Here is a 13,241-nt window from a genome sequence, read left to right on the forward strand (position 1 = left end):
GCCCCACGGCGCTGATTGCGTGCCGCTCAGCGGCAGAGCTTGAGAATGAAGTTTTCAGCCTCGACGACGGCGGCGGCGACCGCTGCCTGGAGGGCGGCATCCGACACATACGCTTCCAGCTGCTCGGCGGCTTGAGCCACCCGGAAAGCCCCAACGCCCCTTGCGGCACCCTTTAGCCGATGCGCGGCCGCGACGACGGCCTTCTCATCTCCTACGGACATATCCTGAAGGGCCTTGCGCGCCTGGCGGGCGAACATCTGCAGCACCTCGATTTCGAGAGCCTTGTCACCCATGGTCTGGGTGGCGAGATGAACGAGATCGATCGGCCGGGATTGAGATGGGCAACCGCCCTGCGCATTGTCAGGAGCTTCGAACGCGATACTAACCGCTGCCATGAACTATTTCCCTGCTCTAATTTTCAAAGTGTCCCGTTTTTGCCGGGCAAGGCGGCTATCCCGTCAAATTCCGGCACAATCGCGGCAGGATTCTTCCCATATGGTTAATTTCTGCTAAGCTCCCATAATTTTAGGCCTTTTGCACATTTCTATGGTTTAAATTCTGTTAACAAGCTTCCAGGCCAAAGCCGCCTACGGGGCGTTTTAATTGTACCGTTTGCGCGAATGTGCCACTACAGTACGGTTAGGATGGCGGGGAGAATACTCCTTTTGCCGCGGATGGCAGGCTGGTAAGTTTTCCTTATCATCCGTTTGAAAGAACAGCCGTCTGAAATTGTAAAGTGAAATGGAAATCCCGACATCCGGCGACGGAACGAAGGGTTTCCGGCAGGCAGTATCTTCTGTACGGGACCACTGGGCGGGGGTGCGTACAAGGAACGGCCGGGCGAGTATGTAACGAGGCGTAACCGCATGGCGAAGAATACCAGCAGCGAGTCGATCGACGAGACCGCGTTCCAGGCTCTGGAGGATGCTCTAAAGATCGATTTCAACGACGAGCCGGAATCTCGCCCCAGGCCCTCTCCAAAATCCCCGGGCCAGAAGTCTTCGGCAAAGAGTTCCGCGTCCCACGCCTCGGAGGCCAGAGTGTCAGATACGCCAAGCCAGCGCCCTGCCCCGCAGGCCGAACCGGTCCGCTCCGCATCGCCCGAAGCCGCGCCCCGCGCGCCGGCTTTCGAGCCCGCCAACGACAGCGGTCGGCGCAACCCGGTCACCATGCTTCGCGCGCTCGAAAGCGGCTCGATGCGCTCGTCGCTGCGCAACGCGACACTGATATCGATCCTCTGGGCGGTTGCCGGCCTCGGCCTCGGACAGTTGATCTATGGAAGCCGCATTTGGCAGCTCGGCTCGATCGCTGAGGTTCTGGCCATTCCGGGCGTCGTCGCCATTCTCGTCGGCATCATCGTGCCGATCCTGCTCTTCTATGCCTTCGCGATCATGATGGCGCGCGCGCAGGATCTGCGCAACGCGGCCCGCTCCATGGCCGAGGTGGCGCTGAGGCTCTCCGAGCCGGAAACCATTGCCAGCGAACGCATCATGACGGTCGGCCAGGCCGTCCGCCGCGAAGTCTCGGCCATGAACGAAGGCATCGAGCGCACGATCGCCCGCGCCGCCGAGCTCGAAACCCTCGTGCACTCCGAAGTGAACGCGCTGGAGCGCAGCTATGCTGACAACGAGCTGCGCATGCGCGGCCTGGTGCATGAGCTCGGCTCGGAACGCGATTCGATCGTCAACCATGCCGAACGCATCCGCTCCTCGATCGTTGGCGCGCATGAGCAGTTGAAGGAAGAGCTTTCGCTTGCAACGGAGGAGATTTCCGTCCGTCTGGCGACCTCCGGCGAGGCTTTCGCCTCGATGATCGATACCCGCGCCGCAGCCCTCATGGAGAAGTCCCATGCGGCCGGCGAGGCCCTGGGCACGCTGCTTTCGGCCAAGGCCGACACTCTGCTGCAGACGCTGAATTCCTCCGGTTTCGCGCTCGCCCACGAATTCGACGAGCGGCTGGAGACCCTGACATCGACGCTTTCCGATCGCGGCCAGGCCCTTCTCGGCGAGTTCGAGACGCGCGCCTCCACGCTCGACGCCAATACCGAGAAGCTGAACGCCGCCCTTGCCGAACGGACACGCCAGCTCAACGAGACGCTGCTTGCCCGCACCCGCGAGATCACCGAGGGCCTGAACGACGGCGAACGCTCCATTACCGGCACGCTCGACGACGTCATCACAACCCTCCACCGCACGCTCGACGAGAAGGGCACCACCTTCCGCAGCAGCCTGCAGAGCGCGGCCGACGACGCGATCATGGATCTCGACCTGCGCACCGGCCTCTTCGAGGAGCGGCTGCAGACGACCGTGGGCCAGCTGAGCACCAGCTTTGACGACGGGCTGGCGCAGTTCACCACCGCCTTCGACCAGCGCGCAGGTTCGCTCGACAGCAAGCTCATGGATAGCCTCGCCCGCATCAATGAGACGGTCGCGGGCGGCTCGGAAGCCATCGAGGGCATTCTGAGCTCCAGCATCGAACGTATCGGTTCGGCGCTTACCGACCAGTCGCTGGCGCTTGCGACGACGCTCGGCACCAGCCAGGAAGTGCTGGACTCCATGCTCGACAGCCGCACGCGCGAGCTTTCCGATGCGCTTGCGGCGCGATCGGAGGAGATCCAGAGCGCGATCGGCTCCACGCATGAGCGGATCAACGCCGTTCTCGGCGAACGCGGTGATGCCCTTCTCGAAGGCTTGGCGAAGAGCCAATCCCGCTTCGAGGAAACGCTGGAGACGCGTTCGGACGCCATCATCGGCTCCGTTTCGGGCGCCCACGACCGCATGGCGGACGTTCTGGACCGGAGCACCGCGGCCCTTTCCCGCACGCTTTCCGACAGCGAGCACCTGCTTGGCGAAAATCTCGGCCGTCGCGTCGAGCAGGTGAGCGAAGCGCTCGCCACCAACGGCGAACGTCTGGCCGAACTCATCGAGCGCAAGGCTTCCGTCGTCGAAAACGCATTGTCCGGCGCTCCGGATCGCCTGGCGAACATTCTCGACGAGCGTGCGGAAACCATCACGCGCACCCTCGCCGAAAGCGAGGAGCGGCTCGGAACCGGCCTCGACCAGCGCGTTTCCGACTTCAATCGCACGATTACGCAAAACAGCGATCGGATTGCCGAAATCTTCGACGACAAGGCGATGGAACTCACCACGTCCTTTGCGCTCAGCGAAGACCGGTTCGCCGGAATGCTCGACGAGAAGGCGGCTTCCCTGCTGAACGCCGCCGCCGATGCCGACAGCCGGCTCGAACAGGCCTTTGCAAGCCGCTCCGAGGCTATCCGCACCGCTTATGCGGAAAACCAGCAGCGGCTCGATCAGTCGCTTGAAAGCCGGACCGCCGATCTCACCCGCGTTCTGGAGACCAATAGCGGGCGCATCGAGGAAACCGTGGGCTCTGCCGCCAGCCGGATCGAAACGGCTCTTGGCGACGGTTCGCGCCGGTTCCAGGAAAGCCTGGCCGACGGGCTGGAAAACATGGAGTTCACGCTCGCCACGTCGCAGGAACTGCTGACGAGCACGCTTTCCGGATCGCACGAGCGCCTGGAAGCAACGCTCGGCCAGGGCAACGAGCGCATGGCCGAGACCGTCGATGCGGCCAACCGGCAGATGTCCGAGACGCTGGGTTCGGGCTACGACCGCATGCGCCAGACGCTCGAAGAGCGCAGCAACATGATCTCCGTCGCGTTGACCGATGCGCAGGAGCAGATCGGCAACATGCTGTCCGACCAGGCGACCTCGATCGGCACGACGGTCGCCGCCAGCGCCGGAATGCTGGAAATGTCGCTGGAAAGCCATCAGGACTCCCTGCGCGCCGCCATCGACGGTGCAGGCGAGGCCCTCGAACAGCGGCTGCGCGAGACCGCCGGCGACATTGCCGGCCGCCTCGGCGAGGCCGCGGGTGAGATCAGCCGTTCGGCGGACGCCTTCTCCAGCCGCATCGAGCAGACGGTCGGCGGCGTTTCCACGGCGCTCGACCAGACGGGCGAGAAGATCGAGACCACTTTCGGAGGTCTCGAAGGCCGTATCCGCGACGAACTCGGCAATGTCACGCAGCTGGTGGACGATGCCGGCCGCAGCCTTGCAAATACGCTCGGCCAGCGGACCAGCGACATCGAACGCATCGGCGGCGAGATCGCCACGCGCATCGACGAAACGCTCACGGCGCGCACCGCCGACATCGAGCGCATCAGCACGCAAGCGAGCGAGCGCATCGCCGAAACCATGGACGGCCGCACCGCGCATATCGAGGAACGCCTGTCCACGATGGACCGGGCGCTCACCATCGGGCTCGACAACGTCACACGCACGATCGAAGGCAAGGCTTCGGGGCTTGCCTCGACGCTGCGCGAAGCCGTCAGCGCCGCCGCTCAAGGAATGGACAGCGAAGCCATGCGCTCGGCGGAACTGCTCGCCCGCGCCGGCTCGGAGTTCACCGAGGAACTCAGCACCCGCAATGCCGAGTTCACGAAGGCGATCGAGGACCGCTCGAGCGAGATCGTCGAGCGCATCTCGGAAACACAGAACCGCCTGGCAGGCCAGGCGGCGACCGTCGCGCAGGCATTCTCCGATGCCGGCAACGCGATCGTCCACAAGGTTGCCGAAGCGGATTCCCTGGTGAAGCGCCAGGTCACCGCAATCTCCGAGGCGCTCGGTGAAGCCGAGCGGACGCTGGAGGCGCGCGGCGGCACCATCCGCAGCACGCTTTCCGAGACCGCCGGCGAGATCAACGCCGCCATGGACTCGGTGGACCGCGCGCTCGCCGCTCGCAGCGATGCGATCCGCTCCTCGCTCGACAGCCGTACCCGCGACCTGAACTCCATGCTCGCCGGCCGCTCGGAAGAGCTGTCGCGACTGATCGACGAAAAGGCGCGTCCAATGATCGAGGGCTTTGCCCAGACCGGCCGCGCCGCGGCCGATCAGATGGCCGCAGCCGCCCAGGCGAGCACGGAACGGCTTGTCGCCGCCGCGGAAGAAAGCACCAACCGCATCCGCAACGAAAACGATGCGCTGGTCGATGCGATCGCGGCACGCACCAACGACACGCTGGCGGCAATCGCGCAGCGCGCCGAAGATGCCGCCGGCACCATCCGCTTCGCCGAACAGGGCCTGTCGACCAGCGTCAACAGCCTCATCGACCGCCTTGCAACCAGCAACGCGGACATCTCGACCGTCGTCCATCAGGCGCTGCAGGACATGCACGCCGCGGCGGATTATGCCGCACAGCAGTTCGTCGGCGTGGACGAGAAGCTCGACTCGACGGCAACGCGCTTCTCGGAAGCGGCGACCCAGGCTGCCGACATGGTCGCCGGCTCCAGTCGCCTCCTGGAAAACAACATCGACCGCCTGTCGAACATTTCCGGCCAGACCCTCAGCCAGGTCGGCGGCATCGTCGCCCGCTTCGACGAGCATTCCAAAGTGCTCGCCCAGGCGTCCGAACTGCTCGGCGCCGCCCAGTCCAACCTCGCCAGCACGCTGGACGAACGCCAGACTGCCCTGCGCACGCTCTCCGTCGGCCTCGTCAAGCGGTCGGAAGAGATCGAGGCAACGATGCGCGGCATGACCACGCTTCTTGAAGGCGCCTTCGAGCGGGCGGAGGATCGCTCCGCGCATGTCGCCACGCGCCTGCGCGAAGACCTTCTCGCCTCCTTTGCCGATATCGGCCGCACGCTTGGCGAAACTCAGCAGCGTGCCGAACTTACGGCGGACGCCATGCGCGAAGCCCTGCACGGGGCAAGCGAGGAGGCCAATCGGGCGCTCGAATCCACCCTCACCGAAGCGGAGCGCCGCTCGCGGGATGTCGCCGAGCGCATGCGGGGCGGCATCACGAGCTCGCTGGACGATATCGACCGCCTGCTCTCCGATGCCGCACAGCGTTCGGACAGCGCCGCCGACAAGCTTCGCGAAACGCTGCGGCAGTCCGTGGAAGAGGCGATCGGCCGCTTTGCCGGCGCGACGGATGAAATCCGCCGCTCCGCCAACGAGATCCGCAGCGAACTGGACACGACCCGTTCGGAACTGAAGCGCGGCGCCTTCGATCTCCCGGAAGAAGCCAAGGAAAGCGCTGCCGCGATGCGCCGCGCCGTGGCCGAGCAGATCAAGGCGCTCCAGGACCTCTCCCAGCTCGTCGGCCGTTCGGCCCAGCAGCTCGAGGTCTCAGAGCCGGCAGCGGCTCGTACGGCTCCCCAGCCGCAGCCTGAGCGCCCTGCTCCCGCGGCATCCACGCAGCCAGCTCCCCGCGCGGAAACCTATTCCAGCGGCCTGAGGGGTACGCTTGGGCTCGAGCGTTCCGCACCGGCCCAGACGCCACCTCAGGCGCCAGCCCAGCCGCGCTCGGAACCGGCGACCCGGCGTGAGGACGGCGGCGGCTGGATCAGCGATCTCCTCCGCGGCGCTTCCCGCGACGACGCCAACCAGGCTGCACGCCAGCAGCCGGCCCGTCCGACAAGCGAAGCAGCCCCCGCCCCGGCGGCAAAGAGCAATGGCGACAACCGCAATCCGCGCCACATGGTGGAATCGCTGAACTCGCTTTCGGTCGACATCGCCCGCGCGATCGATCATGACGCTTCGGTCGATCTGTGGCGCCGCTACCAGCGCGGCGAGCGCGACGTCTTCACCCGTCGCCTCTACACGCTGAAAGGCCAGCAGACCTTCGACGAGATCAAGCGCAAGTATGACCGCGAGCCGGAATTCCGCACTGCCGTCGACCGCTATATAGCCGATTTCGAGAAGCTGCTTGCCGATGTCGCCCGCACCGATCGCGACAAGAGCGTGACGCAGAGCTACCTGACTTCGGATACGGGCAAGGTTTATACCATGCTCGCCCATGCGGCAGGCCGGTTCAGCTAAGCCGCCTCGCAAAGCGGAGCCTGCGAAATAGAAACAAAACGGCCGCCTCTAGGGGCGGCCGTTCTTGTTTGTGAAGGAAGTCAGTTTTGCTGGCGTCCGCCACAATCGGCGACCATCTTGGCCTCACATAGAACGGAGCGCCCAGTCGACGATCTCGGAGCCGACCTTCGCGAAGGCTCTGTCCAGGGCCGAGACGAAATCCCGGTTCTCCGAGCCGGAGACCGGCGCGCTCGCCTTGAAGGTGCTCTGGGCGCGAACGGTGCCGTTACGGTCGTTGAGGATCTTGGCGGAGATTTCCACATTCGCCACGCGCGTACCGTCGGTCGTCACTTCGAAGGTACGGATATCCGTCACCACCTGATAGTCGATCGCCAGTCCCTGCCCCGGCTTGCCCACGCCGCCGAGCCTGCCGGAATTCTCGAATGCCTCGACGAGCTTCGACTGCACCATGCGCGGCAGACGATCGCCCCAGCGGGAATTTGCGAGATACTGGACCTCCGAAGGCGATATGCGCACCACCACCTGCTCGCTGTCCAGCATTTTCAGCGCGGTCGGTTCCGGCACCAAAATCTGCCGGTTGCGGGCGGAAGGTCCGTCCACCGCCGGCGTCAGCGAAAGATCGAACGTGTCGTTGTGCGCCTTAGTGCCGCATCCGCTCAACAATGCCGCAGTCAGCGGCAGCGCGAGCAAAAGCGCATGGCGACGCTCGAAATACCCCGCACCTCTCATGAAATCCTCAATGTTCTTATGAACTTACCGCCGCGTTCTGCCATCATATTCCTTCACCGTCTCGCCGCCGAAGATGAGGCGCTGCGGGTTTTCGTCGAAATTGCTGATCGTGTCGTTGAGCGTGCGAACCGTGCGGCGCGTATCGTCGACCAGCGTCTGGATGTCACGCAATCCGCTCGCGGAGAAGCGCTGCAGATTGTCCGCGATGGGGCCGATGCGGGCGTTCATGTTGTCGGCAACCGTACGGAAGCTCTCGAGCGTGCGCCGCGCTTCGGCAAACAGGGATTGAGAATCACCGCCCGAGACCATGCCGTCGACCTTGGCGAGAATGCCATCGACGCGGCTGGAGGCGTTGTTGAGCTTCTGCGCAAGCTCGGTGAAATCGCCGATCGCCTTGTCGATATCCTCCCGGCGTCCGGCAACGCTTTCCACCACGCCGCGGGCGGAGGCGACGGCGCTGCGGGCGTCCTCCGAGGCTGCCGTGAAATTGTTGATCGCCGTTCCGACATTGTCCGCATTGACGGCAGTAAGCAGCGTATCGGCCCGTCTCAGCACCGTTTGGGCGTCCTGACCCGCCTTTTCGAAGCTCGACGCGGCGTTCTTCACGTTCGCAACCACCTGTCCGAAATCATCCGAAGCATTGGCGACGTTGCGCGTGATCCGATCGGCATTGGAGACGACGGAATTGATCTTTTGCGCATCGACGGCGCGCACGAGCTGCTCTGCGGCCTCAAGCGTCGAATCCAGACGCCCGGAAACACCGTCGATGGTTCTGGAAAGCGTGGAGAGGCTCTCCAGGAACTCGTCGATGCTGTCGGAATTGCGGCTGAGCGCGGAGGTGAAGGTTTCGACGTTGCGGATCGTCTGGGTCAACGGTCCCCTGGCATCGGCCACGAAGCCCTGGATGTCGGAAATCGCCTGATCGGCGCGGTCGAGGATCTTGTCGGCGGTTGCGAGCAGGTTCGTGACGCTCGATTGATCGGCGATCAGAACGGCGGGCTGGCCCGTCTCGATAGACCTCTCGAGAATGTTCTCTTCACCCGTCCTTCCGCCGGAAAGCTCGATATAGGCGGCGCCGGTGAGGCCCTGCACCTCCAGGACCGCCCTGGTCGAGGGGAAGACGGGCGCATCGGCGCGCACTTCGGTGAAGGCAATGGAGAATTGCGGATCTTCCTGGTCGATCGTGAGACTGCGCACGCTGCCGACCGCAATACCGTTGAAGCGCACCGGCGAACCGACGGAGAGACCATTGGCCGATCCGGGAATGCGAATCGCAAGTTCCGCCCTCGGTCCGCCACGGCCGTATTCCGCCATCCAATAGACGAAACCGAACGCGGCAGCCACGACCAGCAGGGTGAAGAAGCCGACAAGGGCGTAGTTGGCTCTGGTTTCCATGCGTTCAGGTCACTTCTCTGTCTCGTCCGCCTCGGGCTTTTCGGAAGTTACGACGGCGCGCGCCCGCTTCCCGCGGAAATAGGATCGAACCCATGGATCGTCGCAGGCGAACATATCCTCAAGCGTCCCCTCAACCAATACCCGTTTCTGTCCGAGCACGGCAATACGGTCGCAGACGGAAAAAAGGCTGTCGAGGTCGTGCGTTACCATATAGACGGTGAGCCCGAGCGTATCTCTCAGCTTGGCGATCAGCATGTCGAACTCCGCCGCCCCGATGGGATCGAGCCCGGAGGTCGGCTCGTCGAGGAAGACGAGATCCGGATCGAGCGCCAGCGCCCGGGCGAGCGCCGCCCGCTTGATCATGCCCCCGGAAAGCTCGGAGGGATATTTGTCGGCGGCATCCGGCGCGAGGCCGACCATTTCGATCTTTAGATAGGCAAGCTCGTCCATCAGCGACTGCGGCAGGTCGAGATATTCCCGCATGGGAAGCTGGATGTTCTCCTTGACGGTCAGCGCCGAAAACAGCGCGCCGTGCTGGAAGAGGACGCCGAGCCGCATATCCAGCGCCATGCGTTCGTCATCGCTGGCCCGCTCGTAATTGCTGCCGAGGATGTGAATGGTCCCGGTGCGATGCGGCAAAAGCCGCAGCACGGTCCGCATCAGCACCGATTTGCCGGTGCCGGAAGCTCCCACGAAGCCGAGAATCTCGCCGCGATAGACGTCGAGGTCGAGGTGATCCAGGACGATGTTGGAACCGAAGCCGACCGTCAGGTCGCGCACGGAAAGCACGACCTGCCTCTCCTCCGCGCTGTTTTCCGGTATCCTCGCCATATCGTTCACGCGCCGCCCCCTCAGAAATCGATCGCCGAGTAGAAGATCGCGAACAGCGCGTCCATCAGGATGACCGCGAAGATCGATTTCACTACCGAGGCGGTGACGTGCTGGCCGAGAGATTCTGCGCTGCCGCCGACCTTCATGCCTTCGACAGCCGCCACGATGCCGATCGCCAGAGCCATGAACGGCGCCTTGATCATGCCCGAAGCGACGGATGAATTGTCGATCGCCTCGTGCAGCCGCGACAGGAAGGTATCGAAGGTGATGCCGGAATAGCTCCATGCAATGATCGCCGCGCCGAAAAGGGCGGCGAAATTCGCCAGTATGGTCAGGAGCGGCAGCACCACCGTCAGCGCCACCAGCCGCGGAAAGACGAGCACGCCCACCGGGTTGAGGCCGATCACGGTCAGCGCGTCGATCTCCTCGCGCATCTTCATCGAGCCGATTTCGGCGGTGATCGCGCTTCCCGAACGGCCGGCGATCATGATCGCCGTCAGAAGCACGCCGATTTCGCGCAATTGCAGGATGCCGACGAGATCGACGACGAATATCTCGGCGCCGAAATAGCGGAGCTGGAACGCACCCTGCTGGGCGATGATCGCGCCGATCAGAAAGGACATCAGGGTAATGATCGGCACCGCGCGAACGCCCATGTGGTCGATCTGATTGACCACCGAAGCCGGCGAGATCCCCGCGCCGCGCCCGAACTTGAGCTGTGCGCCCCGCACGGCCGAACCCAGAATATGCATGGCCGCGTAGAAATCGCTGCCGAGATCGGCGATCAACTTGCCGAGCGGAGCGAACATGCGTTCGAACAGCGTGCCGCCCTCCCTGCCTTTCTTCGGCGGAGCGGGCGCTTTTTCCGGAAGGACCTCGATCAATTCCCTGAAGGCGCTGTTGGGGCTTGCCAGCGCGGTTTCGCGTCCCTGTTCCTGCTTTGCCGTCATCAGCCTGCGGATCAGCCAGGCGCCCGCGGTGTCGATACCCTCCACACCCGAGATGTCGACCTCCAGCGGCCCCTGCCCGCCGGACCGCCCCAGCTTTTCCAGAGTAGGCAAGACTTTCGCGATGCTCTGGTTGCGCCAATCGCCCGTCAGTACATAGCGCTCGCCGCCCTGGACGTTCTCGGCCCTTATCTCGGCGTTGCGGCTTTCGGCTGGCATCAAAGTCACAGGCATCTTTCGCGGTTCGAAACCTCGCCTTCGGCACCGACCGGTTGATCGCGCCAGCGAGACGGGCAATATAGCCGCCTTCACCGGAATTGCCATGTCGGGAACACGCAAAACCATGGGCCGTCACCTCGAAGCCACAATCGAAACCTTTCCGATCGCGGGTCTCTTCACCATCTCGCGCGGCTCCAAGACGCAGGCCGAAGTCGTGACCTGCACGATCCGCCAGGATGGGCTTTCGGGACGCGGCGAATGCGTGCCCTACAAACGCTACGGCGAAAGCATCGAAGGCGTCGTTGCGGATATCCGCGCGGCCGCGGCCGCGATCGAGAATGGCCTCGACAGGCAGGCCCTGCAGAAGATCATGAAGCCGGGCGCGGCCCGCAACGCGGTGGACTGCGCGCTTTGGGATCTCGAAGCCAAGCAAAGCGGCGGGCGCGCAGCGGCGGTTATCGGCATCGAATCACCCAAGGCGCTGGTGACAGCGTTCACCCTCTCGCTGGCGGAACCGGAAGCCATGGCGGCCGAAGCGAGGAAGAATGCGGCGCGCCCTCTCCTCAAGGTGAAGATGGGAACCGCCGACGATACGTCCCGCATCCGCGCGGTCCGGGAGGCAGCGCCAGAGGCGGGGATCATTCTCGACGCGAACGAGGGCTGGACGGAGGAGAACCTTGCCCGCCACCTGTCGGTCGCGGAGGAAGCCCGGATATCGCTGATCGAGCAGCCCCTGCCCGCCGGCCGGGATGCAGCGCTTGCCGGCATCAGGCGGGCCGTCCCGGTCTGCGCCGACGAGAGCGTGCATTCCACCGGCGATCTCGCAAACCTCCGCGCGCGCTACGATGCCGTCAACATCAAGCTCGACAAGACGGGCGGCCTAACGGAGGCACTCGCCATGAAAGCGGAAGCGAAACGGCTGGGCTTTTCCGTAATGGTCGGCTGCATGGTCGGCTCCTCGCTTGCCATGGCCCCGGCAGTTCTCCTCGCCCAGGATGCCGATTTTGCCGATCTCGACGGCCCCTTGCTCTTGGCACAGGACCGTCCCGGTGGCTTGCGCTACGAGGGCTCGCTGGTCTTCCCGCCCGTACCTGCGCTCTGGGGCTGAATACGGGCGGCGAGCGCCACGCCAACGAGCCCGATTGCTGCAAAAACCGCCATCAGCATATAGCTCGGCAGTCCGTATTCCCGGTAGATGAGACCGGACAGGAAGGTCGAGAGCGCAAGAAGGGCGCCGTTATAGAAGAAATAGGCCCCTTGCGCGGAGGATGCCTGGTCTTCACCCACCGTCTCCGCCAGCCGATGCTGCACGCCGATATGCACGAAGGCGAAGGTGAAGGCATGGCTGCATTGCAGGGCCAGATAGCCCCAGAAGCCGAGCGGCAGCGGAAACAGCATCCATCGCGCGATCGCGACCGCCGAGCCGAGCCGGATCAGGGTCCAGGGCGAGAAGCGCCGGGCGAGCCATCCGGCCGCGAAGAAGACGAGTATCTCGGCGATCACGCCCGCGCTCCAGAGCATGCCGATCGCCCCGCCGGAAAAGCCGATCTGCTGCCAGTGGATGGCGGAGAAGGCATAGAACATGCCATGGCTTGCCTGAACGGCCGATGTCCCGATCATCAGGGCGTGCAGGTCCATGCGCCGGAGCAAACCATGTCTGCTGCCTGCTTCCGGCAAAGTTCCGGCAGGCCATGCGCGGCCGAGGCGCGGCGCGGCATAGGCCGCGACGATCGTCAGCAGGAAGACGATCGAGAGCGCCGAAGGGACGACCGTTCCGCCCCAGATGCCGATGAGTTCGCCGGCAAGCAGCGTCGATACCACGAATCCGATCGAGCCCCAGACGCGCATGGCGCCATATTGGAAGCCCCAGCGCTGGACGCCGGTGACGGCGATCGATTCGACGATCGGGACGTAAGGCGCGAAGACCGCCGCCTGCAGGCCGAATACGACCAGCACCGGCCAGAAACTCTCCGTCACGAAGAGCGCCAGAGCCGTCAGAAGCGAAAGGGCTCCGGACCACAGAAGCACGTTGGCCCGTTCCGGTATCCGGTCTGCCAGTGCCCCCGCAACGGGAGCGGCGATGACCCGCAGGATCATCGGCGCGGCGAGCACGATGCCGATTTCCACCTCGCTGAAAGCGAGTGATTCCAGCCAGACCGGAAAATAGGGCAATGCGATGCCGTTCACCGCGATCGGCGCGCCATAGGCCAGCGCGCAGCGCAGTTGGAAGTGGCGGGGTGGGATTTCCGCCGGGCGTGCAGTGGTCAAGGGGATAACG

General features: G+C 64.3%; 8 protein-coding genes. 2 read left to right on the forward strand and 6 right to left on the reverse strand.

Going from position 1 to position 13,241, the window contains the following annotated elements:
- Window positions 1–26: 26 nt before the first annotated feature.
- Entirely contained in the window at window positions 27–395 is a 369-nt protein-coding gene (locus ACE04I_RS10475) for an Hpt domain-containing protein (RefSeq protein ID WP_046792372.1), read from the reverse strand.
- 471 nt (window positions 396–866) lie between these two features.
- Between ACE04I_RS10475 and ACE04I_RS10480 the strand changes: the two genes are divergently transcribed.
- Window positions 867–6,842: an apolipoprotein A-IV repeat region-like domain-containing protein gene (locus tag ACE04I_RS10480; protein WP_487207022.1), complete on the forward strand. Its 5,976-nt coding sequence runs from the start codon at window positions 867–869 to the stop codon at window positions 6,840–6,842.
- Window positions 6,843–6,965: 123 nt separating this feature from the next.
- Here ACE04I_RS10480 and ACE04I_RS10485 read toward each other — a convergent pair whose 3' ends face one another.
- Genes ACE04I_RS10485 through ACE04I_RS10500 form a run of 4 tightly spaced genes read right to left on the reverse strand, consistent with a single transcriptional unit; the run spans window position 6,966 to window position 10,963 of the window.
- The gene (locus ACE04I_RS10485) at window positions 6,966–7,571 is read right to left on the reverse strand and encodes an ABC-type transport auxiliary lipoprotein family protein (protein WP_487207023.1); all 606 of its coding nucleotides are present in this window, start codon (window positions 7,569–7,571) and stop codon (window positions 6,966–6,968) included.
- A gap of 24 nt (window positions 7,572–7,595) precedes the next feature.
- Window positions 7,596–8,966 (reverse strand): MCE family protein, encoded by a 1,371-nt coding sequence (locus ACE04I_RS10490; protein WP_046792375.1) that lies wholly within the window; start codon window positions 8,964–8,966, stop codon window positions 7,596–7,598.
- Window positions 8,967–8,975: 9 nt separating this feature from the next.
- Window positions 8,976–9,797, reverse strand: a complete 822-nt coding sequence (locus tag ACE04I_RS10495) for an ABC transporter ATP-binding protein (protein ID WP_046792988.1) — start codon at window positions 9,795–9,797, stop codon at window positions 8,976–8,978.
- A gap of 20 nt (window positions 9,798–9,817) precedes the next feature.
- Window positions 9,818–10,963: an ABC transporter permease gene (locus tag ACE04I_RS10500; RefSeq protein ID WP_046792376.1), complete on the reverse strand. Its 1,146-nt coding sequence runs from the start codon at window positions 10,961–10,963 to the stop codon at window positions 9,818–9,820.
- 124 nt (window positions 10,964–11,087) lie between these two features.
- Here ACE04I_RS10500 and dgcA point away from each other — a divergent pair, with 124 nt between their 5' ends.
- A complete protein-coding gene (gene dgcA, locus ACE04I_RS10505; protein WP_137326619.1) occupies window positions 11,088–12,071 on the forward strand; it encodes an N-acetyl-D-Glu racemase DgcA in 984 nt (327 codons plus the stop codon).
- Here the strand turns inward: dgcA and ACE04I_RS10510 are convergent.
- On the reverse strand, window positions 12,023–13,231 hold the full coding sequence (locus tag ACE04I_RS10510; RefSeq protein ID WP_487207024.1) for an MFS transporter: 1,209 nt from the start codon (window positions 13,229–13,231) through the stop codon (window positions 12,023–12,025). The two genes, dgcA and ACE04I_RS10510, sit on opposite strands and share 49 nt — an antisense overlap.
- Window positions 13,232–13,241 lie beyond the last annotated feature (10 nt).

The organism is Rhizobium moroccans, from assembly GCF_057559155.1.